Raw genomic sequence first — 21412 nt, 5'->3', positions numbered from 1 at the left:
CGCTATCTACGCAAGCTCCCCTTTTACTAAGGGAACGAAACGTACGGCCTCCACGGTATCGATAATAAATTCGCCTCCCCGACGACGCACCCGCTTCAGAAACTGGTGCTCATCGCCCACGGGTAAGACGAGAATGCCGCCCTCATCCAGTTGCATCATCAATGCGGTCGGGATCTCGGGCGGCGCTGCCGTTACAATGATAGCGTCAAACGGAGCTCGCGCCTGCCAGCCTTGCCATCCATCACCATGACGGGTCGAAACATTATGTAAATCAAGCTGCTTCAGGCGGCGACGCGCCTGCCATTGCAAACCTTTAATGCGCTCAACGGAGCACACATGATGCACCAGGTGCGCCAGAATCGCCGTCTGGTAGCCAGAGCCAGTACCAATTTCCAGCACTCGAGACTGCGGCGTTAGCTCAAGCAGTTCGGTCATTCGCGCAACCATATAGGGCTGCGAAATCGTCTGCCCCTGACCAATCGGCAGGGCAATATTGTCCCAGGCCTTATGTTCAAACGCCTCATCAATGAATTTTTCACGCGGCACGGCGGCGAGCGCATCGAGGACAAGCTCATCTCTGATGCCCTGCGCACGTAATTGTTCAAGAAGAGTGTGTACGCGTCTGCTTACCATTGCGTGTCGACTCCCACGCTGTCTAACCAGTCAGAAACCACTTCATGCGCGCCGTATGCGGTTAAATCGACATGCAGCGGCGTGATAGAAACATAGCCTTCATCGACGGCGGCAAAATCCGTATCCGGCCCGGCGTCGCACTTTTCGCCCGGTGGCCCGATCCAGTACAGCGTATTACCGCGTGGGTCCTGCTGTGGAATAACCTGATCCGCCGGATGGCGACTGCCGCAGCGCGTGACGCGAATACCTTTAATCTGATCCAGCGGTAAATCCGGCACGTTGATATTCAAAATGCGACCGGTGCGCAGCGGTTCACGACTCAGCGCCCGTAAGATACGACAGGTTACTGCGGCAGCAGTCTCGTAGTGTTTATGGCCATCGAGTGAAACAGCCAGCGCCGGGAATCCCAGATGACGGCCTTCCATTGCCGCCGCAACGGTACCGGAATAGATAACATCATCACCCAGATTAGGACCCGCGTTGATACCAGAAACGACAATGTCCGGACGCGGACGCATTAATGCGTTCACGCCCAGATAGACGCAGTCGGTGGGCGTACCCATTTGTACGGCGATATCGCCGTTATCATAGGTAAAGGTGCGAAGTGAGGATTCCAGCGTCAGCGAGTTAGACGCGCCACTGCGGTTACGATCCGGGGCAACCACCTGTACGTCAGCAAACTCACGCAGCGCTTTCGCCAGCGTTTGTATACCGGGTGCGTGGACCCCATCATCGTTACTCAGCAATATACGCATAATCACCCATTGTGTTAATAAGTTCCCTTACAACACTGGTGGCGAAGCTACCTGCCGGTAGCCAGAAGCGTAACTCGACGGTTACGTCATCCCACCAGTTCCAGCTTAATTGTTGTGGATACAGCAACATAGCGCGACGCGACGCGTCGACTTTCTCGCGCAATAACAGAGACTGCAGCGCGGTTTCATCAGCAACAGCGGCTTTTTCAAACGCCAGTGCGTCGCGCTGAGTTCCCCACTCACCGCTGCCCGGTAATGCCGCTGTGATCATCAATTCTTTCTCATCGACGCGACGCTGTAATTCTGTGTGTTCTTCCTGTGTGGCGACAAACCAGCTTCCGCGTCCGGATAATTGTAGCGCATCGCCGTCAACAACTTGATTAAAGTCTGTTTTTTTCAAGCGTTCACTGACTATCTGATTAAACAACGCGCTACGGGCCGCCGACAACCAAAAACTGCGTTTATTGCGATCGCGCACCGGCGCATCGCTTTGTGCCCAGCGCAGCGCCCCTTGCAGGTTGCTACCGCCGATACCAAAACGCTGAGCGCCAAAATAGTTCGGTACGCCGCGTTCGCTAATCGCCTGCAAACGCGCTTCAACGTCATTTCGCTCGCTCACTTCACGCAACACCAGCGTAAATTCGTTGCCTTTCAGCGCCCCTAAACGCAGCTTACGCTTGTGGCGCGCGTACTCCAGAACTTTACAGCCTTCGAGCTCAAATTTGCTTAGATCAGGCATTGCATTGCCCGGTACACGCGCGCACAGCCACTGTTCCGTGACCGCATGCTTATCTTTCTGCCCGGCAAAGCTCACTTCACGGGCGTGAATTTTCAGGAATTTCGCCAGCGCGTCAGCCACAAAACGGGTGTTACAACCGTTTTTCAGGATGCGCACCAAAACATGCTCGCCTTCGCCATCCGGTTCGAAGCCTAAATCTTCGACGACAACAAAGTCTTCCGGATTCGCTTTCAGGACGCCATGGCCCAGTGGTTTGCCATGGAGATACGTCAGATCGTCAAACACAGTCATTTCGGTGCCTTAATGAGTAACGCCACCGCTTCACAGGCAATCCCTTCCCCACGCCCGGTAAAACCGAGTTTTTCCGTGGTGGTCGCTTTCACGTTAACATCATCCATATGGCAGCCGAGATCTTCGGCAATAAACACGCGCATTTGCGGAATGTGCGGCAGCATCTTCGGCGCCTGAGCAATAATTGTCACATCCACATTACCAAGCGTATAGCCTTTGGCCTGAATACGCCGCCAGGCTTCTCGCAATAATTCACGACTATCGGCACCTTTAAAGGTCGGGTCGGTGTCAGGGAAGAGTTTACCGATATCCCCCAGCGCAGCCGCGCCCAGCAGAGCATCGGTTAGCGCGTGTAACGCCACATCGCCATCAGAATGCGCCAGCAATCCTTTTTCATACGGGATGCGCACACCACCAATGATAATTGGGCCTTCTCCGCCAAAAGCGTGTACGTCGAAACCGTGTCCAATTCGCATTATGTCTTCTCCTGGTGGGTAGTCCGGGTCAGATAAAATTCGGCCAACGCCAAATCCTCTGGACGCGTTACTTTAATATTATCAGCCCGTCCTTCAACGAGCTGAGGATGTAAGCCGCAATATTCCAGCGCCGAGGCCTCATCCGTAATGGTTGCGCCTTCGTGGAGCGCACGGGTCAGGCAATCGTGCAACAGCTCGCGAGGGAAAAACTGCGGCGTCAACGCGTGCCATAAATCGGTGCGATCGACCGTATGGGCAATGTCTGTTCGGCCCGGCTCCGCGCGCTTCATCGTGTCGCGTACTGGTGCCGCCAGGATCCCGCCGGTGCGGCTGGTCTCACTGATTGCCAGCAAACGGGCTAAATCATCCTGGTGCAGACACGGACGCGCGGCGTCATGCACCAGTACCCAACTGGCCTCACCTGCGGCTTGCAAACCGGCAAGGACAGAATCGGCACGCTCGTTGCCGCCATCCACTACGGTAATTTGCGGATGCGCGGCGAGTGGAAGTTGGGCAAAGCGGCTGTCGCCTGGGCTGATAGCGATAACGACTCGCGTCACCCGGGGATGAGCCAGCAGCGCATCAACCGAGTGTTCAAGAATGGTTTTATTGCCAATAGAGAGGTACTGCTTAGGACACTCTGTTTGCATTCGGCGGCCAAACCCGGCAGCCGGCACCACGGCGCAAACGTCCAATAAAGTGGCTGCCATGTTAAATCCCTGGACGGTTTATCGATTATTTTGCCCTGCAGTCTGAGCGCGTTTAGACGCGTCAGGCACCAGACGATAAAAAGTTTCGCCCGGCTTAGTCATACTGAGTTCGTTGCGCGCGCGCTCCTCAATAGCCTCTTGTCCGCCATTGAGATCGTCAATTTCGGCAAAGAGCTGATCGTTACGTGCTTTAAGTTTCGCGTTCGTAGCTTGCTGCGCAGCAACATCATCGTTGACGCGACTATAGTCATGTATGCCGTTCTTACCGAACCACAGCGAATACTGCAGCCAGACCAATAAAGCCAGCAACAGCAGCGTTAGTTTACCCATCCTGCCCCCTGAAAAACGGCATTAACATCCCATAACTTCCGCAGACAACTTTACATCAACGGTCGGGAATGCCGCGACAACGCGGGCAAATGTACCACATTTGCCCGTTGTTACGTATACCCCGTGTAAGGAGAACATAATCTCATTGTTGGTTACGGTTTGAATTATGACCAGAGAGTGAACAACATCAGCGATTGTTAAAAAAGGCGTTTGCCTAACCCAACAACCACAGAAATAGCGCGCCAAACATCGCCCCAACCACCAGTAGGGTGCAGGTAATGCTCAGCAGCAACAGCCCCTTCAATAGGGAGTGCAGCGCAATACCCGCGACAATCGCCACGGGCAGCAATGCGAGGAAAAAGGGCCAGGTATAAATGAAGAAAAAGAGTGTGTTAGGGCCATAAATCAGAAACGGAATCCCCAGCGCCAACAGCCACGCGATAAAACCGACCACGGCACCCGGTAGTGACCAGGTGGTTTCATCGTCGGCGGCGAAGGTATCTGACTCTGTAATAGTAATGTTATGGCTGTTACGCATATCTAATCCTGTGACCGTGACTGACCGGGCATACAAGCTCGGGTGTCTCAGGATCTGATAATATCTTCCTGCCTCAGCAGGTCTAATAATTGGGGTACCAAATTTGTTACCAATTGTTCACCATCAAGGTGAATCTCTGGCGATTCAGGCGCTTCGTATACCGAATCAATTCCGGTGAAATTGCGCAACTCACCCGCCCGCGCTTTTTTATACAGCCCTTTTGGATCGCGTAATTCGCACGTTGCCAGCGGCGTATCGACAAAAACCTCAATAAAACGCCCTTCGCCAACGCGTTCACGGACCATTTTGCGTTCGGCGCGATGCGGAGAGATAAAGGCGGTCAACACCACAAGGCCCGCGTCCACCATCAGGTTAGCCACCTCGCCAACCCGACGAATATTCTCCTTACGATCGGCATCGCTAAACCCAAGATCGCTGCACAGGCCGTGGCGCACGTTATCGCCATCCAACAAATAGGTACTCACTCCCAGCTTGTGCAACGCCTCTTCCAGCGCCCCTGCTACCGTGGATTTACCGGAACCAGACAGCCCGGTAAACCACAGCACAACACCACGATGACCGTGGCGTTGTTCCCGCTGTTGCGGTGTAACAGGATGGGCATGCCAGACGACGTTTTCGTCATGCAGCGCCATTATTTTCCTCCCAGCAGATCGCGCGCGCCCCAGTGCGGGAAATGGCGACGCACTAACGCATTAAGCTCCAGCTCAAACGCGCTGAACTGAGAAGCCGCGGTGTGCTCCTGGACGATTGGCTCACGTACCAGCCCCGCGCCAACGGTAACGTTGGTCAGGCGGTCAATGATAATCAGCCCGCCCGTAACCGGGTTCTGCTGATAGGTATCCAGCACCAGCGGCTCATCAAAGGTCAGATTAACCAGACCGATGCCGTTTAGCGGCAACGCTTCAACATCACGTTGGGTCAGGTTATTAATATCAATCTGGTACTGCACGTTATCAACGCGTGCGCGGGTCTTCTTACCGGCGACTTTGATGTCGTAGCTCTGCCCAGGCGACAACGGTTGTTCCGCCATCCACACCACATCAACGGCAGCGCTTTGTACCGCAGGTAACGCTTCACCGGCATCAAGTAGCAGGTCGCCCCGGCTGATATCGATCTCATCTTTCAATACCAGGGTGATCGCTTCACCCGCATGTGCTTCCTGTAAATCGCCATCAAAGGTTACGATCCGTGCCACGCTCGACTCAACGCCGGATGGCAGCACTTTGACGCGTTGCCCTACCTTCACACTACCGGAGGCCAGCGTCCCGGCATAACCACGAAAATCCAGATTCGGTCGGTTCACATACTGCACCGGGAAGCGCATCGGCTGAGTATCAACTATGCGTTGGATCTCAACGGTTTCCAGCACTTCCAGTAGCGTCGGACCGCTGTACCACGACATGCTGGCGCTTTGTGAAGCCACGTTGTCGCCTTCCAGCGCAGAGAGCGGCACAAACCGGATATCCAGGTTGCCCGGCAACTGTTCAGCAAAAGTAAGATAGTCTTCGCGAATGCGGTTAAATGTCTCTTCGCTAAAGTTCACCAGATCCATTTTGTTGATCGCCACCACCAGGTGTTTGATCCCAAGTAGCGTGGAGATAAAGCTGTGACGACGGGTCTGATCCAGCACGCCTTTACGCGCATCGATCAGCAGGATCGCCAGGTCGCAGGTCGACGCACCGGTCGCCATGTTGCGAGTGTACTGCTCATGGCCGGGAGTATCCGCAATAATAAATTTACGCTTCTCGGTAGAGAAATAACGGTAAGCCACGTCGATGGTGATGCCCTGCTCGCGCTCGGCTTGCAAGCCGTCAACCAATAACGCCAGATCGAGCTTTTCGCCCTGAGTACCGTGACGTTTACTGTCGTTGTGCAGCGATGAAAGCTGGTCTTCATAAATCTGACGCGTGTCGTGCAGCAGGCGACCAATCAGGGTGCTTTTCCCATCATCCACGCTACCGCAGGTTAAAAAACGCAGCAGGCTTTTGTGTTGCTGGGCGACCATCCAGGCTTCAACGCCGCCTTCATTAGCAATTTGTTGTGCAAGTGTCGTGTTCATGGCGGCTCCTTAGAAATACCCCTGACGTTTCTTCAGCTCCATGGAGCCCGCCTGGTCGCGGTCAATCACGCGGCCCTGACGTTCACTGGTGGTTGAGACCAGCATCTCTTCGATAATTTCCGGCAGAGTCTGCGCATTCGACTCCACCGCGCCTGTTAACGGCCAGCAGCCGAGCGTACGGAAACGCACCATACGTTTTTTAATCACTTCGCCCGGTTGCAGATCGATTCTGTCGTCATCAATCATCATCAGCATGCCGTCGCGTTCCAGCACCGGACGCTCCGCCGCCAGGTACAGCGGCACGATGTCGATATTTTCCAGCCAGATGTACTGCCAGATATCCTGTTCAGTCCAGTTGGAGAGCGGGAATACGCGAATGCTTTCGCCTTTGTTAATCTGTCCGTTGTAGTTATGCCACAGTTCCGGACGCTGATTTTTAGGGTCCCAGCGATGAAAACGATCGCGGAAAGAATAAATGCGCTCCTTGGCACGCGATTTCTCTTCGTCACGACGAGCGCCACCGAACGCGGCGTCGAAACCGTATTTGTTCAACGCCTGCTTCAACCCTTCGGTTTTCATAATATCGGTATGCTTGGCGCTACCGTGAACAAACGGGTTAATGCCCATCGCCACCCCTTCCGGGTTTTTATGCACCAGCAGTTCACAACCGTAGGCTTTCGCCGTGCGGTCACGAAACTCGTACATCTCGCTGAATTTCCAGCCGGTATCAACGTGCAGCAGAGGGAACGGCAACGTGCCAGGATAAAACGCTTTGCGCGCCAGATGCAGCATTACGCTGGAATCTTTGCCGATGGAATACATCATCACCGGATTCGAAAACTCGGCGGCCACCTCACGAATAATATGGATGCTTTCCGCTTCCAGTTGCCGCAGGTGGGTAAGTCGTTTTTGATCCATAACCGTTCCTATGTAATGCCGTTATTTTGCTAACGATGCTCAGATAACCTGACTATAGGGAGGGCAAGAGGGCGAATGAAATTACGAATTGGAATGAGTAGTTCCTCAAAGGAATAACGATCCGGAAAAGCAAATATCAAAAAGTGCTTAAGCTACCGAATTTAGGGCATTTAGGAGCAAATGAAATTGTTTTACCTCGATCACGGTTTCATACTAGCGGCTAAAAATTTCTGCTTGGTATTTAAGGACTCATTATGTTTTCCGCAACGCGCCCCCTTCTTGCAATCCTGGCGCTCGGCGCGTGCTTTATCCTTCCCGCACAGGCAACATCTTCCAAACCTGGAGATATCGCAAATACCCAGGCTCGATATATCGCAACGTTTTTCCCAGGCCGCGTAACGGGCTCTCCGGCAGAAATGTTGTCTGCTGATTATATTCGTCAGCAATTTCAGCAGATGGGCTACAGCAGTGATATTCGAACGTTTAATAGCCGTTATGTTTATACCGCCAAAAATAACCGTAAAAACTGGCATAACGTCACGGGAAGTACCGTTATTGCCGCACATGAGGGTAAAGCGCCACAGCAGATTATTATCATGGCGCACCTCGACACCTACGCCGCACAGAGCGACGCCGATTCCGATGCCAATCTGGGTGGATTGACCCTGCAAGGTATTGATGACAACGCCGCAGGACTTGGCGTGATGCTGGAACTGGCAGAAAAACTCAAAGACGTGCCGACGCAGTACGGCATTCGATTTATCGCCACCAGCGGCGAGGAAGAAGGCAAACTGGGCGCGGAGAACATCCTGAAGCGAATGAGCGCCGCCGAGAAGAAAAATACGCTGCTGGTTATCAACCTCGATAACCTGATCGTCGGCGATAAGCTCTATTTCAATAGCGGTAAGAAAACCCCGGAAGCGGTGCGAAAATTGACGCGCGACCGGGCGCTGGCCATCGCGCACAGCCGCGGTATCGTAGCCAGCACCAATCCGGGACTGAACAAAAACTATCCGAAAGGTACTGGATGTTGTAACGACGCAGAGGTCTTCGACGATGCGGGCATTGCCGTGCTCTCCGTTGAAGCAACCAACTGGAGTCTGGGCAAGAAAGATGGCTATCAACAGCGCGCCAAAAGCGCCTCGTTCCCGGCAGGCAACAGCTGGCACGATGTGCGACTGGATAACCAGCAGCATATCGATAAAGCCTTACCGGGCAGGATAGAGCACCGTAGCCGCGACGTGGTACGCATTATGCTCCCGCTGGTAAAAGAACTGGCAAAGGCGGGAAAATCCTGACGAAGAAGCCCGGTAATATGTAAACATTACCGGGCTTTTATCTTTTACCCTTCGTGCAATCCGCACTCGCGCTTCAATCCGAAGAACCGCGTCTCTTCTTCCGCCATACCCGGCTCCCATTTGCGGGTGGTATGGGTATCACCCACTGACAGATAGCCCTGATCCCACAGTGGATGGTATTTCAGGCCGTGCTTTTGCAGGTACTGGTAAACGGTACGGTTGTCCCAGTCGATGATCGGCAGCACTTTAAACACGCCGCGCTGGATAGCCAGCACCGGCAAATGCGCCCGGCTGCCCGACTGCTCGCGGCGCAGACCGGCAAACCAGGTTTGCGCATTGAGTTCTTTAAGCGCGCGGTTCATCGGCTCGACTTTGTTGATCTCATTGTATTTCTCAATGCCTTCAACGCCCTGCTCCCACAGTTTGCCGTAGCGCGCTTCCTGCCAGGCCGCGCTCTCCTTCGCCCGGTAGACTTGCAGATTAAGCTTGAGTTTGTCCGTTAACTCATCAATAAACTGGTAGGTTTCCGGGAACAAATAGCCGGTATCGGTGAGGATCACCGGGATATCTGAGTGAACCTGATTCACCAGGTGCAGGCTTACTGCCGCCTGGATACCAAAGCTTGATGACAGTACATATTCACCTGGCAGGTTTTCCAGCGCCCACGCCACGCGATCCTCTGCGCTCAATTTTTCCAGTTGGTCGTTGGTTTGCGCCAACGCCATAACGCGTTCAACTTTCGGCAGCGCGTTCAACGCGTTGAGATCGAGTTTGGACATAAATTCCTCGCTGTTTGCCTTGCCTGATGGCGCTGCGCTTATCAGGCCTACAGATTCAGCAGACCCGATAAGTCAATTTCACCTTATTCCCAGAAATCCCGGGCGGGATCGAGCACCGGGCGAATGATGCCCGCACGCACCGTAAAATCACCGAAGCCTTCACCCGCTTCGCGCTCTTTCGCCCAGCGCCCAACCAGTTCGTCAACGGAGTCGAGAATTTCCGATTCCGTAATATTTTCGCGATACATACGCGGAATGCGCGTGCCCATGCGGTTACCGCCAAGGTGTACGTTGTAGCGCCCCGGCGCTTTACCCACCAGGCCCAGTTCCGCCAGCATCGCGCGGCCGCAGCCGTTCGGGCAGCCTGTAACGCGCATCACGATATGCTCGTCAGGAATGCCGTGTTTTTCGAGAATAGCTTCCACTTTATCAGTGAACGATGGCAGGAAACGTTCGGCCTCCGCCATAGCCAGCGGACAGGTCGGGAACGACACGCAGGCCATCGAGTTTTCACGCTGCGGCTTCACCGCATTCATCAATCCGTGATCGCGCACCAGCTTCTCGATCTTCGCTTTTTGGCTTTCCGGCACACCAGCAATGATCAGGTTCTGGTTGGCGGTGATGCGGAAATCCCCTTTGTGGATCTTCGCGATCTCCAGCAGGCCGGTTTTCAGCGGACGGCCCGGATAATCCAGGATACGGCCGTTTTCAATAAACAGCGTCAGGTGCCAGTTATTGTCGATCCCTTTTACCCAACCAATACGATCGCCGCGACCGGTGAACTCGTACGGGCGGATCGGCTCAAATTTAATACCCGCGCGACGCTCCACTTCCTCTTTGAACGTGTCGATACCAACGCGTTCAAGCGTGTATTTGGTTTTGGCGTTTTTACGATCGGTACGATTACCCCAGTCGCGCTGCGTTGTCACCACAGCTTCCGCTACCGCCAGCGTGTGCTCCAGCGGCAGGAAGCCGAATTCGCTCGCCGTACGGGCATAGGTTTTCTTATTGCCGTGCTCAATCGACAAACCACCGCCGACCAGCAGGTTAAAGCCCACCAGCTTGCCATTTTCGGCAATCGCCACGAAGTTCATGTCGTTGGCGTGCAGATCGATGTCGTTCTGCGGCGGAATTACGACCGTGGTTTTAAACTTACGCGGCAGATAGGTCTGGCCGAGGATCGGCTCTTCGTCGGTGGTCGCTACCTTCTCCTGATCCAGCCAAATTTCTGCATAGGCGCGAGTACGCGGCAGCAGATGTTCGGAGATCTTCTTCGCCCATTCATAGGCTTGGGCGTGCAGCTCGGACTCGTACGGGTTAGAGGTACACAGAACGTTACGGTTCATGTCGTTGGCGGTCGCCAGCGCGTCCAGCCCGACCGAATGCAGCATCTGGTGTACCGGCTTAACGTTCTTCTTCAGAATGCCGTGAAACTGGAAGGTCTGACGGTTGGTCAGACGAATGCTGCCGTAAATCGTGTTGTCATGGGCGAACGTGTCGATCGCCTGCCACTGTTTGGTGGTGATCACCCCACCCGGCAGACGGCAGCGCAGCAGCATCGCGTGACGCGGTTCCAGCTTTTGCTCGGCTCGTTCGGCGCGGATATCGCGGTCATCCTGCTGGTACATACCGTGAAAACGGATCAGCAGGAAGTTGTCGCCTTTGAAGCCGCCGGTCAGGCCGTCGTTTAAATCTTCGGCAATAGTACCGCGCAGATAGTTGCTTTCCAGCTTCATACGCTCAGCGTCGGACAGCTTGCCTTCGACCACCAATGGTCCTGGGTATTTTTCGCTCATTAGTAGACATCTCGCTGATAACGGCGCTCAATGCGCAGCTCACTTAAAAATTCATCCGCCGCTTCGATATCCATAGCACCGAATTCGGCAATCACTTCCAACAAAGCCTGCTCAACGTCTTTCGCCATGCGATTGGCGTCGCCGCAGACATAAATGTGGGCACCGTCGTTTATCCAGCGCCACAGTTCCGCACCTTGTTGGCGCAGTTTATCTTGTACGTAGACTTTTTCTTTTTGATCGCGCGACCAGGCGAGATCGATGCGGCTCAGTACGCCCTCTTTGACGTAACGCTGCCATTCCACCTGGTACAGGAAATCTTCGGTAAAGTGTGGGTTGCCAAAAAACAGCCAGTTTTTGCCTTCGGCTCCGTCAGCCGCACGCTGCTGCATGAATGCACGGAACGGCGCAATCCCCGTGCCCGGTCCAATCATAATCACCGGTGTCTGCGGGTTAGCCGGCAGGCGGAAGTTATCGTTGTGTTCGATGAACACGCGCACTTCGCCCTCTTCTTCCACGCGATCGGCGAGGAAACTGGACGCACCACCAGCACGGGCCCGACCTTCAATGTCATAACGCACCACGCCCACGGTGACGTGCACTTCGCTTTCCACTTCCGCCTGGGAAGAGGCAATAGAATACAAACGCGGCGTCAGCGGGCGCAGAAGATCAACCAACGTTTGGGCGTCCAGTTGCGCCGGAGAGAAGCGCACCATATCGACGATTGGCGTGGTTGCGGCGTAATGCTGCAATTGCGCTTTGTCGCCCACCAGCGGCAGCAGAGAGTCGCTACGGGTTAAAGTGGCATAGTTCTCGACGATATTGCCGGTGTTAACCGTCAGCTCGAAATGCCACTGCAGCGCTTCGGTGAGCGACAGGGTTTTGCCGTCAACCGTGACCGACTCATCTCCTTTCAGCCACAGCAATTCAACCAGCTCTTTGACCAGCTCAGGATCGTTCTGATACCAGACTCCTAAGGCATCGCCCGGCTGGTAGCGCAGGCCGGAATCGCCGAGATCGATTTCGATATGGCGCACATCTTTTTCCGAGTCGCGACCGGTGATTTTCTGATTCACCGCAAGCGACGCCGTCAGCGGCGCTTCTTTGGTGTACGGACTGGTGTGTACTTCGTTTACCGCACCGCTCGCAGCAACTTGCACAGACGATGCCGCAGGGGCACGCGCTTTCAGGACATCAACCAGACGGGCACGCCATTCGGCTGCTGCGCCCTGGTATTCGACGTCGGCATCCACGCGGTCAAGCAAACGTTCACCGCCCAGCTCAGCCAGTTTTGCATCGAAGTCTTTTCCTGACTGACAGAAAAACTCGTAAGAAGTGTCACCAAGACCAAACACGGCAAAAGCGGTGTTATCAAGCTTCGGCGCTTTTTTCGAGAACAGGAATTTATGCAACGCTACGGCTTCTTCCGCCGGTTCACCTTCCCCTTGCGTCGACGCCACTACGATCAGCAATTTCTCATTGGCGATTTGTTTGAATTTATAGTCGCCAGCATTGATGAGAGTGACGTTGAGCTTTGCAGCGATCAGATCATCGCGCAGGGCTTCCGCCACACGACGCGCATTACCGGTTTGCGAGGCGGAGATAAGCGTAATGCCAGGCATTTCAGCAGCAGGCGCAGGAGTCGCCGCATTGCTGCCTGGCTGCTGATTCAGCACGCCCCAAAAATAGCCAGAAACCCACGCAAGCTGTGCGGGAGTGAAATCGGTCGTGGCCGCCTGAAGGCGTGCCAGTTGCTCCGGGTTTAGCGGTAGCAGAGCGGAAGGTGGGGCCTGTGTCGTCATGCGTTGTCATGTTCCAGTAAGCAAAGCGGATTTCAGCAATAAAACCCAAACTGAAGATAAGGTTAACGGCGGGGATAGTAACAATTAAAGAAGGGATAGAAATAACAAATAACCAAATGAACTAACCTGTTTTAGTTATAGTTATTAACAGCAAAACAGATTGGATAACTATATGATATATCAATAATTATTAAATATTACCATCATGAATCGGTCGTTCTGATACTCAGCGCCCTTTTAACTAATGATAAAATTCGCTCTTTACGGTACCCTACGGCGGTTTTTCGCATTCTTGAGAGTAAAAAATGTCCACCACCTTGTTTAAAGATTTCACCTTCGAAGCCGCTCACCGCCTGCCGCATGTACCGGAAGGGCATAAGTGTGGCCGCCTGCATGGTCACTCATTTATGGTGCGTCTTGAAATTACCGGTGAAGTGGATCCGCATACCGGTTGGATCATGGATTTTTCTGAGTTAAAAGCCGCGTTTAAGCCAACTTACAACAGACTCGATCACTACTATCTGAACGATATTCCTGGCTTAGAAAACCCAACCAGTGAAGTTCTGGCCAAATGGATTTGGGATCAGGTTAAACCAGTTGTCCCTCTGCTGAGTGCCGTAATGGTGAAAGAGACCTGCACAGCAGGCTGCGTGTATCGCGGGGAATGATTGTATCGTCTGTGGCGACGGTCAATTTTCCTTAACTAACACTCTGTTAGGGTTATGTGCTCTGGATATCTGGAGCACAACATGTCTGACGATTTCGATATTATTATTATCGGTGCAGGGATAGCGGGCACCGCTTGTGCTTTACGCTGCGTGCGAGCAGGACTGTCAGTTTTGCTTATTGAACGCGGCGAGCGTCCCGGCAGTAAAAACCTTTCCGGCGGGCGTCTGTATACTCACGCGCTCGGTGAACTTCTTCCCCACTTCCAACATTCAGCCCCACTTGAACGCCGAATTACCCAGGAAAATCTCTCGCTGTTAACTCGCGATGGCGCAACGACGTACTCCAGCCTGCAACCGGATGGAGACTCATGGAGCCTGCTGCGCGCCCGCTTCGACCCGTGGTTTGTCGCCCAGGCCGAGGACGAAGGCGTACAGTTTATCAGCGGTGTGACGGTCGAGGCGCTCCATATCGAAGAGGGCAGAGTCTGCGGCGTCATTGCCGATAACGAGACGCTGCGCGCCCGTTATGTGGTACTGGCGGAAGGGGCAAACAGCGTACTGGCCGAGCGCTACGGATTCCTGCCGCGTCCCTCGACAGCCGCAATGGCATTAGGCATTAAAGAGACTTTGGCGCTGGATAAATCGTTACTTGAGGAACGTTTCCGCTTATCCAATGACGAAGGCGCGGCAATGCTGTTTAGTGGCAATATTTGTGGCGAGCTTCCCGGCGGCGCGTTTCTCTATACCAATCAAGATACGCTCTCTCTGGGCGTGGTTTGTCCGCTCTCCTCTTTGGCACAGAGCGATGTCCCGGCGACTGAACTGCTGGAGCGGCTCAAGACGCATCCGGCGTTACATCCGCTGCTCAGGGGCAGTGAAACGCTGGAATATGGCGCACATCTGGTACCAGAAGGCGGCCTGCACAGCCTGCCCGTACAGTACGCCGGAGACGGCTGGCTGCTGGTGGGCGATGCGCTGCGCAGTTGTGTGAATACCGGTTTCTCCGTTCGCGGCATGGATATGGCGCTCATTGGCGCTCAGGCGGCGGCGCAAACATTGATTAACGCCTGCCGGAAACGCGAGCCGCAAAACCTGTTTCCGGCTTATCACCACGACATCCAGCACAGCCTGCTGTGGGACGTTCTACAACGTTACCGGGATGTTCCAGCGTTGCTCCAGCGCCCCGGATGGTATCGCCAATGGCCCATGCTGATGGAGTCGGTCTCGCGCGAAATCTGGCATCAGGGTAATCATCCGGTAGCCCCGCTGCGCCAGATTGTCTGGCGTCAGTTTCGTCGTCACGGCCTGCGTCATCTGGCAGGCGATATCATCAAGAGCTTACGATGTCTGTAGCCCGTAACGTCTGGCGTCCCGCCGACATTTCACATATTGTTCCTGCGACCGTTGTTGACAGCGAAACGGCACAACGGCTGATCGCATCCTGCCCCGCCGGACTGTTTTCTCTTACGGCGGAAGGTGAGCTACGGGTCAACTTTCGCGGCTGCCTGGAGTGCGGCACCTGTCGACTGCTGTGTGATGAAAAAACGCTGCAACAGTGGCGCTACCCCGCGTCCGGCTTTGGCATCACTTACCGATTTGGATAATTTAATAGGATAATTTATGCCCCTGTTACACCTGCTCCGCCAGAATCCGGTCATTGCCGCGGTGAAAGACAACGCCAGTCTGCAATTAGCCATCGATTCCGAATGCCAGTTCATCTCTGTTTTGTACGGCAATATCTGCACCATCAGCCATATCGTGAAGAAAATTAAAACTGCCGGTAAGTACGCATTTATCCACGTTGATCTGCTGGAGGGCGCGTCCAATAAAGAGGTGGTGATCCAGTTTCTGAAGCTGGTCACCGAGGCCGACGGCATCATCAGTACCAAAGCGTCGATGCTGAAAGCCGCGCGGGCGGAGGGCTTTTTCTGTATTCATCGCCTGTTTATCGTCGACTCTATCTCTTTTCACAACATTGATAAGCAGGTCGCACAGTCGAACCCGGACTGTATTGAGATACTACCGGGCTGTATGCCGAAAGTGCTGGGATGGGTGACGGAAAAAATACGCCAGCCGTTGATTGCCGGTGGTCTGGTTTGCGATGAAGAAGACGCCCGCAATGCGATGAAAGCCGGTGTGGCGGCGCTTTCAACTACCAACACCGACGTCTGGACGTTAGCGAAAAAGCTGCATTAACCCGAGGTGCCGGATAGCGGTGTAAACACCTGATCCGGCCTGCCCCTGAATTAATTTTCTGTGATAGCTGCCAACGCCTCCAACACCGGCAGCCAGTCATCCACAATGCCGACATCCGCCTGTGAAAAGACCGGCGCTCTGGCGTCACTGTTTATCGCCACCACAAACCGGCTCTGACGAACCCCGGCCATTAGCGCCGCCGCGCCGGACGCTCCCGCCACAATGCAGACATCCGGCGCAAGCAGATGACCTGAGATGCCAATCACGCGCTCAGCATCAAAGCCGCCATTCATCACCCGTGCACGGCTGTAGCCCACTTCGGCACCAAGCACCTTACCGAGAGCGGTAATTTTTTCGGCATCGGCGTCACCTCTTCCCTGCCCCACCACCAGCACACGCCCGGCCTGCAACAAAGGATGAGCTGTAACACGGTCGATGCTTTCTACGCTATCCAGCCAGCCCGGAGGTGTGGTGGGGGCAATTCGGCGTTCCACCATCACGGGAAGAACGTTGCCCGACGCGCTCGTTTCCGGTTGTCGTGCCAGTGACAGGCACCAGGGGCGCGCGGTGATTTGCAACGTAGCCGTCAGCGCATTCCCCCAGTGGGATTTCGTCACCAGCCCCTGTTGTGCATCCAGCGTCTGCACCTGGCAAACGCTGCCGCCATGCAGACGCCAGGCCTGCCGCGTCGCAAGCTCATCCCCTAGCGCACCCGCCGGGAAAATCAGGATGTCGGCTGGCGTCAGCAACCACTGCGCCGCCAGCGCGTCCAGCACCTGCTCCGCCACGTCCGGCATCGGGTCGAGAGTCCAGCGTTCCAGTTCTGCTGCGTTAAGCGCGTTTTCTGCAATCCAGCCTGCCAGTGCAGCGCATTCACCCGATTCCGTAATCACAACGATCTTCATGGCTGCATCCTCTGGCGCAAATAATCATTCCACAATATCCGGGCTTTTTCCTGCGCCGTCACGCCGTCGATATTCGTGGCGCTGCGCCGCTGCGCCGGTCGCACCAGCTTCTGACATTGCACGTTCGGGGGGACATCATGAGAGGCTGGCTGGCGCACAATCTCCGCTTTTGCCGCCGCCAGACGCTGACGCATTCCGGGGACGGGAAGCGCCACTTCACCACACTGCCTGACGGCAATCACCGCCGGAAGCCGCACCCGGCAGCGGCGTAATCCGGTCGCCGTTCGTTGCTCGACAACAACAAAAGGCGGCGTCAGCGTAAAACGCTCCACCTGGGTAAAGCAGGGCCAGGCCAACATTTCAGCCATCAGAAATGGCGTTTGCCCGTTCTGCCCTTCGCTACTCTGACAACCAGTGATAATCAAATCCGCGCCGTGATGACGCTGCCAGTCAGTTATTTGCCGGGCAATGAATTCCGGCGCAAAGCGCAGATCCGCCGTCGTTTCCAGCAACACCGGCTTATCAAAACCCAGCGCGGCAAAATAGCGCAACCAATGAATCGCACGCTCATCGCTAATGCTTAGCGCGGTTAACGTCATATCACAACCTTCACGACGTTGCGCCAGCAGTAATGCTGCAGCCGCCTGCTCATCGGCACTAGGAGAACAGCGCAGCAGCGCGGTGTCCGGGCCACGGGTATCTTCCGTCGCCGCCAGCCAGTCTTTTTCCGCCAACATGCCGGAGTCTGGTTCGGCCTTAAACGCGAACAGAATGTTCATGTGCTCCTCCCTGTCTTTTCTCCACACTTCCGGCCACCACCAGCGGCAATGCCTTCGTTTCCGGTGCCCATAGCCATGTCACCATAAATCCAATGAGGAGCACGCCAGCCAGCAGCAGCAACGTGACCTGCATCCCCCATTGCGCCAGCGTCCAGGGCAGAAGGCCGGTGCTGATTGCCGCGCCCAGCCTGCTCATCGACGTCGCAAAACCCACGCCCAGCGAGCGGATATCCGTCGGGAAGCTTTCAGCAGGCAGGATCCCTACCAGATTACTGACCGCAGAAATTGTGGTGCTGAACAGGACAAAAAGCAGCAGCGTCAACGAGCTACCAGATGGCAGAAAAGCCATCACCACCAGCGTGGCAGCCAACAGAAAAAAACTCCCAAGCAGAAACCGGCGGTGCGCCAGCAGATGTGTCAATACCAACCCCAGCAATGCGCCAACGATTAACAACGCATTCAGCAGCAGGCTGGCGGTGAGCGCATCCTCCAGGCCGAGGGTCCCGGCAATAGTGGGCAGCCAGGTGTAGATAACAAACCACGGGATCACCAGACAAACAAAAAACACGCTGTTAAACGCGGTTCGCCGCCAGTAGAGGGGGGAAAAGAGCGTTTTGATATGTTTCCCGGACGCCGCAGAAACCTCGTCGCCGAGCAATACGTGCGGCCCAAGATAGCGGTGAACAATGGCATGGGCTTCGGCGAAACGCCCCTGGCGCAGCAGCCAGCGGGGAGATTCCGGCGTCCCCCAGCGTAGCAGGGTAATCAATAGTGCGGGCAGCGCCGCCGACGCCAGCAGCCAGCGCCAGGCATCCGGGCTTTCGGTAATAAAATAGTGTCCCGCCAGGCTTGCCAGCACATAGCCGATGGTCCATACCACGCTGAACGCCCCCAGTAACACTCCCCGATGTCGTCGTGGAGAAAATTCGGCCAACAGAGTGTGCCCTACGGAATAATCGCCTCCCAGCCCAATCCCAATCAGAATACGTAACACAATGAGCTGCTCTGGCGAAGTGGCGAAAAGCTGTAAAAAAGAGGCGATAGTGATCAGCACAAAGCTGAAAGTGAAGATCTTCTGTCGACCAATGTGGTCTGAAATCCAGCCCAACACCAGACTACCGAGAAACAACCCGAGCAGCGCCGAGCCGCCAATCATCCCGGCCATAAACGGTGTGAGCTGCATGGCAGGTGTTAACTGAATAATGGCATAGCCGACAACGCCAAGAACATAGCCGTCGGTAAGGTGAGCACCAAAGGTCAAGGCGGCAATACGACAGTGAAAACCGTTAAGCGGTAAATCGTCCATTCGCACCGGTGAAGTGTTCATTTCTACCCCTGTCCGGTAAAATTGTGGCTTCCCGATCAGGAAGCCAGCTGATGTTTATTTCTCAATCGGGTAGATCGTTCCCGTGTTCATCATGCCGTTTGGATCAAACTGACGTTTCAGACCTTCCAGCAGCGGCCACGCGCTGCCATGTTCCAACTTGCTCCAGTGAACACGATGCTTGCCGATGCCGTGGTGATGCACCATTGAGCCGCCAAGACGGATCGTCTCTTCGCAAATAATCTTGTTAAGCGGGTTGTGGTACTTATCAATCTCCTCTTCCGGCTTGCAGTCCACCACGTTGTAGTCATACACAAAGTACATGTTGGTACCGTTGATATAACTATGGGAAGAGTGACCGCCCAGCATGGTGATGTCATCCGCGTGTGGGAACTCAGTGCGGATACGATGGATCACGTTTTCGTAAATTTGATAGATGCAGCTCCAACTGCCGGAAACTTCCGTCGTAAAGCCCATATTGCCGGTTTTCAGGATCTGCACGCGTTCAGCAGCCACTTTTTCCGGGCCCCAGTTCAGATGGTTAAACCAGTTCTCAATCAGCTTGCTGTCCACACGCTTACACTGTGGATAACGCGCGACGATCTCCGCAATGCCCTCGCCAGTGGCTTGCGCCATTCGCGGATTGCCCTCAGCCATGAAGATCAACACGCATTTCCCGTCAGCAAAATGAGTGAAGTGCTGGGTGCCATCCTCGGCGTCATACAGGCGTGCAATCGAAGGACGGTAGCCTTCCACCATCACTTCACGCAGGATGTCGAAACCGATATTCATATCGTCCAGAATGTAGCCGTAAAAAAGGTTATTTTCCGGCGTGAACTTGAAGATTTTCACCGTCACTTCAGTGATATAGCACAGCGCGCCTTCGTTCCCAATGATGATGTGGCGAATGTCCGGCCCGGCAGCCCGGCGTGGCACGTTCTTGATGCGGGTTACCGTGCCGTCCGGCAGCACCGCCTCCAGCCCCACGACCATATCTTCAATGGCACCGTAAAGAGTGGAGAACTGCCCGATGCTGCGGGTTGCAACCAGGCCGCCCATCTGCGCCAGCGGCTTAGACTGCGGCGAATGCCCGGTGGTATATCCTTTTTCGCGCAATGCATTTTCCAGAATCTCAAGCGGAACGCCGCATTGAGCGGTCGCCTGCATATTTTCAATATCAATGCTCAGGATCTGGTTCATCCCAGCCCCGTCCAGCACCACGGAGTCTTTAACCACCGTTTCCAGCCCCCCTTCCGTCGCGGATGCGCCGGTACGCGGAACCCCATTGATTTTATGTTGGTTCATAAACGCCAGAACGCGGGAAACCTGCTCTGTCGAACCGAGTTTTACCACTGCCGCCGGAATGGGTAGTGTATAAATACCGTGAATATCGGCATATTTACGAAAGCGGTCAATACTGTTTTTCTTTAATACCGTTTCATCGGTAATTACGCGTTCGGACCCAACAATTTCTTTTAACTGGTCAACAATCGCTTCGCGAGATAAAGGCATAACTATTCCTTCCTGATAATTAGCAGAACAATTAATAATACAGAAACTATAGGTAGAGATTAGCGAACTAAATAACCGCCATCGACGACCAGTAAATGACCGTTAACATAATTAGAAGCCTGACTGGCAAGGAATATCGCAGCCCCCATTAAATCCTGGGTATCGCCCCAACGATTAGCCGGGATATGATCCAATACGCGCTGATTCGTTTCCGGATTGCTGCGCGTAGCCAGCGTAATATCCGTTGCATAATATCCCGGTGCGATACCGTTAACCTGAATATTATATTGTCCCAGTTCATCGCAATACGCCTTGGTAAAACCGGCAAGCGCATGTTTTGTCGCTGAATAAGCCGGAGACCACTGTCCGCCAAGATAAGAGAACAAAGAACAGATATTTATAATTTTACCGCTGTTTTGCGGAATCATAATTTTTGCCGCTTCGTAGCTCAGTTCAAACGCAGCCGTCAGGTTGACGTCAATCATCGGATCCCAGTCCGCACGACCAAAGTCCAGTACCTTATTCAGCTTACAAATTCCGGCGTTGTTCACCAGAATATCAACGGTGCCAAAACGCTCGCAGCAGGCGGCAATAATCTTCTGCGGGGCACCTTTCTCGGTGAGATCCACCTGCATGAATTCAACTTCAACACCCTGTTTCTCAATGATTTCTTTCGTTTCACCGTTATCTTTTACAAAACTTGGGATAAACAGATTCGCCCCGGCTTTCGCCAGCGCCATCGCAAAAGCCTGACCCAGACCGCTGTTGCCACCCGTTACGATCGCCGTTTTCCCTTTCAGGGAGAAAAAATTCATTGAGAATGCATTGAGAGATTCGATTGACATAGCTGGCTCCAAATTCCTTTAGGCAAAAAAAAAGAAAGGCA

General features: G+C 54.3%; 22 protein-coding genes and 1 pseudogene. 5 read left to right on the top strand and 18 right to left on the bottom strand.

Annotated elements, in window-relative coordinates; genetic code table 11:
• Window positions 1-6 precede the first annotated feature (6 nt).
• From GFC06_RS09400 to cysD, 10 genes are all read right to left on the bottom strand, one after another.
• On the bottom strand, window positions 7-633 hold the full coding sequence (locus tag GFC06_RS09400; protein WP_003034172.1) for a protein-L-isoaspartate(D-aspartate) O-methyltransferase: 627 nt from the start codon (window positions 631-633) through the stop codon (window positions 7-9).
• Window positions 627-1388, bottom strand: a complete 762-nt coding sequence (surE, locus tag GFC06_RS09395) for a 5'/3'-nucleotidase SurE (protein ID WP_016157332.1) — start codon at window positions 1386-1388, stop codon at window positions 627-629. Before surE ends, GFC06_RS09400 begins: the two co-directional genes overlap by 7 nt.
• Window positions 1369-2418: a tRNA pseudouridine(13) synthase TruD gene (gene truD, locus GFC06_RS09390; RefSeq protein ID WP_016154208.1), complete on the bottom strand. Its 1050-nt coding sequence runs from the start codon at window positions 2416-2418 to the stop codon at window positions 1369-1371. Before truD ends, surE begins: the two co-directional genes overlap by 20 nt.
• Window positions 2415-2894 carry a 2-C-methyl-D-erythritol 2,4-cyclodiphosphate synthase gene (gene ispF / locus GFC06_RS09385; RefSeq protein ID WP_016154209.1) on the bottom strand — a complete coding sequence of 160 codons (480 nt, stop codon included), beginning with the start codon at window positions 2892-2894 and terminating at the stop codon, window positions 2415-2417. Before ispF ends, truD begins: the two co-directional genes overlap by 4 nt.
• Window positions 2894-3604: a 2-C-methyl-D-erythritol 4-phosphate cytidylyltransferase gene (ispD, locus tag GFC06_RS09380; RefSeq protein WP_016154210.1), complete on the bottom strand. Its 711-nt coding sequence runs from the start codon at window positions 3602-3604 to the stop codon at window positions 2894-2896. Before ispD ends, ispF begins: the two co-directional genes overlap by 1 nt.
• 18 nt (window positions 3605-3622) lie before the next feature.
• A complete protein-coding gene (gene ftsB, locus GFC06_RS09375; protein WP_003034163.1) occupies window positions 3623-3934 on the bottom strand; it encodes a cell division protein FtsB in 312 nt (103 codons plus the stop codon).
• Window positions 3935-4148: 214 nt separating this feature from the next.
• Window positions 4149-4472: a DUF3561 family protein gene (locus GFC06_RS09370; RefSeq protein ID WP_016154211.1), complete on the bottom strand. Its 324-nt coding sequence runs from the start codon at window positions 4470-4472 to the stop codon at window positions 4149-4151.
• A gap of 47 nt (window positions 4473-4519) precedes the next feature.
• Window positions 4520-5125 (bottom strand): adenylyl-sulfate kinase, encoded by a 606-nt coding sequence (gene cysC / locus GFC06_RS09365; protein ID WP_019077557.1) that lies wholly within the window; start codon window positions 5123-5125, stop codon window positions 4520-4522.
• The gene (gene cysN / locus GFC06_RS09360; protein WP_016154213.1) at window positions 5125-6552 is read right to left on the bottom strand and encodes a sulfate adenylyltransferase subunit CysN; all 1428 of its coding nucleotides are present in this window, start codon (window positions 6550-6552) and stop codon (window positions 5125-5127) included. The genes cysC and cysN overlap by 1 nt, the downstream gene beginning before the upstream one ends.
• Before the next feature lie 9 nt (window positions 6553-6561).
• A complete protein-coding gene (gene cysD, locus GFC06_RS09355; RefSeq protein WP_003034152.1) occupies window positions 6562-7470 on the bottom strand; it encodes a sulfate adenylyltransferase subunit CysD in 909 nt (302 codons plus the stop codon).
• Window positions 7471-7724: 254 nt separating this feature from the next.
• Here cysD and GFC06_RS09350 point away from each other — a divergent pair, with 254 nt between their 5' ends.
• Window positions 7725-8768 carry an aminopeptidase gene (locus GFC06_RS09350; RefSeq protein ID WP_109017645.1) on the top strand — a complete coding sequence of 348 codons (1044 nt, stop codon included), beginning with the start codon at window positions 7725-7727 and terminating at the stop codon, window positions 8766-8768.
• Window positions 8769-8812: 44 nt separating this feature from the next.
• On the opposite strand, the gene cysH is transcribed toward GFC06_RS09350, so the two are convergent.
• From cysH to cysJ, 3 genes are all read right to left on the bottom strand, one after another.
• Window positions 8813-9547 (bottom strand): phosphoadenosine phosphosulfate reductase, encoded by a 735-nt coding sequence (cysH, locus tag GFC06_RS09345; protein ID WP_153690076.1) that lies wholly within the window; start codon window positions 9545-9547, stop codon window positions 8813-8815.
• 83 nt (window positions 9548-9630) lie between these two features.
• A complete protein-coding gene (gene cysI / locus GFC06_RS09340) occupies window positions 9631-11343 on the bottom strand; it encodes an assimilatory sulfite reductase (NADPH) hemoprotein subunit (protein WP_153690075.1) in 1713 nt (570 codons plus the stop codon).
• Entirely contained in the window at window positions 11343-13142 is a 1800-nt protein-coding gene (gene cysJ, locus GFC06_RS09335) for an NADPH-dependent assimilatory sulfite reductase flavoprotein subunit (protein WP_153690074.1), read from the bottom strand. Before cysJ ends, cysI begins: the two co-directional genes overlap by 1 nt.
• A 305-nt stretch (window positions 13143-13447) precedes the next feature.
• Between cysJ and queD the strand changes: the two genes are divergently transcribed.
• The 4 genes from queD to GFC06_RS09315 all read left to right on the top strand — a co-directional run bounded on the left by queD (window position 13448) and on the right by GFC06_RS09315 (window position 16006).
• Window positions 13448-13810 carry a 6-carboxytetrahydropterin synthase QueD gene (gene queD, locus GFC06_RS09330; RefSeq protein WP_016154218.1) on the top strand — a complete coding sequence of 121 codons (363 nt, stop codon included), beginning with the start codon at window positions 13448-13450 and terminating at the stop codon, window positions 13808-13810.
• A gap of 81 nt (window positions 13811-13891) precedes the next feature.
• Complete coding sequence (locus GFC06_RS09325; RefSeq protein ID WP_153690073.1) at window positions 13892-15163, top strand: FAD-dependent oxidoreductase; 1272 nt, start codon at window positions 13892-13894, stop codon at window positions 15161-15163.
• Complete coding sequence (locus tag GFC06_RS09320) at window positions 15154-15414, top strand: ferredoxin family protein (RefSeq protein ID WP_016154220.1); 261 nt, start codon at window positions 15154-15156, stop codon at window positions 15412-15414. Before GFC06_RS09325 ends, GFC06_RS09320 begins: the two co-directional genes overlap by 10 nt.
• A gap of 16 nt (window positions 15415-15430) precedes the next feature.
• Entirely contained in the window at window positions 15431-16006 is a 576-nt protein-coding gene (locus GFC06_RS09315) for a glycerol-3-phosphate responsive antiterminator (RefSeq protein ID WP_016154221.1), read from the top strand.
• Window positions 16007-16056: 50 nt separating this feature from the next.
• Here the strand turns inward: GFC06_RS09315 and GFC06_RS09310 are convergent, their stop codons facing one another.
• The 5 genes and pseudogenes from GFC06_RS09310 to GFC06_RS09290 form a co-directional block, all read right to left on the bottom strand.
• On the bottom strand, window positions 16057-16911 hold the full coding sequence (locus tag GFC06_RS09310; protein ID WP_153690072.1) for an electron transfer flavoprotein subunit alpha/FixB family protein: 855 nt from the start codon (window positions 16909-16911) through the stop codon (window positions 16057-16059).
• Window positions 16908-17690 carry an adenine nucleotide alpha hydrolase family protein gene (locus tag GFC06_RS09305; RefSeq protein ID WP_153690071.1) on the bottom strand — a complete coding sequence of 261 codons (783 nt, stop codon included), beginning with the start codon at window positions 17688-17690 and terminating at the stop codon, window positions 16908-16910. The genes GFC06_RS09310 and GFC06_RS09305 overlap by 4 nt, the downstream gene beginning before the upstream one ends.
• Window positions 17668-19026, bottom strand: a pseudogene (locus GFC06_RS09300) (MFS transporter); the annotation flags it as partial. The pseudogene GFC06_RS09300 and the gene GFC06_RS09305, both read right to left, overlap by 23 nt.
• A gap of 45 nt (window positions 19027-19071) precedes the next feature.
• Window positions 19072-20526, bottom strand: coding sequence for an FAD-binding oxidoreductase (locus GFC06_RS09295; RefSeq protein ID WP_153690069.1), 1455 nt, complete (start codon window positions 20524-20526; stop codon window positions 19072-19074).
• 59 nt (window positions 20527-20585) lie between these two features.
• Entirely contained in the window at window positions 20586-21371 is a 786-nt protein-coding gene (locus GFC06_RS09290) for an SDR family oxidoreductase (protein ID WP_153690068.1), read from the bottom strand.
• Window positions 21372-21412: the final 41 nt, after the last annotated feature.

This window comes from Citrobacter braakii, from assembly GCF_009648935.1.
Taxonomy (GTDB): Bacteria; Pseudomonadota; Gammaproteobacteria; order Enterobacterales; family Enterobacteriaceae; genus Citrobacter; species Citrobacter braakii.
This window is presented reverse-complemented; position numbering and strand designations above follow the sequence as displayed.

What these genes read in the sequence shown, in the direction of transcription:
- GFC06_RS09400 (WP_003034172.1), bottom strand. Translation starts at nt 633, where the DNA reads ATGGTAAGCAGACGCGTACACACTCTTCTTGAACAATTACGTGCGCAG.
- surE (WP_016157332.1), bottom strand. Translation starts at nt 1,388, where the DNA reads ATGCGTATATTGCTGAGTAACGATGATGGGGTCCACGCACCCGGTATA.
- truD (WP_016154208.1), bottom strand. Translation starts at nt 2,418, where the DNA reads ATGACTGTGTTTGACGATCTGACGTATCTCCATGGCAAACCACTGGGC.
- ispF (WP_016154209.1), bottom strand. Translation starts at nt 2,894, where the DNA reads ATGCGAATTGGACACGGTTTCGACGTACACGCTTTTGGCGGAGAAGGC.
- ispD (WP_016154210.1), bottom strand. Translation starts at nt 3,604, where the DNA reads ATGGCAGCCACTTTATTGGACGTTTGCGCCGTGGTGCCGGCTGCCGGG.
- ftsB (WP_003034163.1), bottom strand. Translation starts at nt 3,934, where the DNA reads ATGGGTAAACTAACGCTGCTGTTGCTGGCTTTATTGGTCTGGCTGCAG.
- GFC06_RS09370 (WP_016154211.1), bottom strand. Translation starts at nt 4,472, where the DNA reads ATGCGTAACAGCCATAACATTACTATTACAGAGTCAGATACCTTCGCC.
- cysC (WP_019077557.1), bottom strand. Translation starts at nt 5,125, where the DNA reads ATGGCGCTGCATGACGAAAACGTCGTCTGGCATGCCCATCCTGTTACA.
- cysN (WP_016154213.1), bottom strand. Translation starts at nt 6,552, where the DNA reads ATGAACACGACACTTGCACAACAAATTGCTAATGAAGGCGGCGTTGAA.
- cysD (WP_003034152.1), bottom strand. Translation starts at nt 7,470, where the DNA reads ATGGATCAAAAACGACTTACCCACCTGCGGCAACTGGAAGCGGAAAGC.
- GFC06_RS09350 (WP_109017645.1), top strand. Translation starts at nt 7,725, where the DNA reads ATGTTTTCCGCAACGCGCCCCCTTCTTGCAATCCTGGCGCTCGGCGCG.
- cysH (WP_153690076.1), bottom strand. Translation starts at nt 9,547, where the DNA reads ATGTCCAAACTCGATCTCAACGCGTTGAACGCGCTGCCGAAAGTTGAA.
- cysI (WP_153690075.1), bottom strand. Translation starts at nt 11,343, where the DNA reads ATGAGCGAAAAATACCCAGGACCATTGGTGGTCGAAGGCAAGCTGTCC.
- cysJ (WP_153690074.1), bottom strand. Translation starts at nt 13,142, where the DNA reads ATGACGACACAGGCCCCACCTTCCGCTCTGCTACCGCTAAACCCGGAG.
- queD (WP_016154218.1), top strand. Translation starts at nt 13,448, where the DNA reads ATGTCCACCACCTTGTTTAAAGATTTCACCTTCGAAGCCGCTCACCGC.
- GFC06_RS09325 (WP_153690073.1), top strand. Translation starts at nt 13,892, where the DNA reads ATGTCTGACGATTTCGATATTATTATTATCGGTGCAGGGATAGCGGGC.
- GFC06_RS09320 (WP_016154220.1), top strand. Translation starts at nt 15,154, where the DNA reads ATGTCTGTAGCCCGTAACGTCTGGCGTCCCGCCGACATTTCACATATT.
- GFC06_RS09315 (WP_016154221.1), top strand. Translation starts at nt 15,431, where the DNA reads ATGCCCCTGTTACACCTGCTCCGCCAGAATCCGGTCATTGCCGCGGTG.
- GFC06_RS09310 (WP_153690072.1), bottom strand. Translation starts at nt 16,911, where the DNA reads ATGAAGATCGTTGTGATTACGGAATCGGGTGAATGCGCTGCACTGGCA.
- GFC06_RS09305 (WP_153690071.1), bottom strand. Translation starts at nt 17,690, where the DNA reads ATGAACATTCTGTTCGCGTTTAAGGCCGAACCAGACTCCGGCATGTTG.
- GFC06_RS09295 (WP_153690069.1), bottom strand. Translation starts at nt 20,526, where the DNA reads ATGCCTTTATCTCGCGAAGCGATTGTTGACCAGTTAAAAGAAATTGTT.
- GFC06_RS09290 (WP_153690068.1), bottom strand. Translation starts at nt 21,371, where the DNA reads ATGTCAATCGAATCTCTCAATGCATTCTCAATGAATTTTTTCTCCCTG.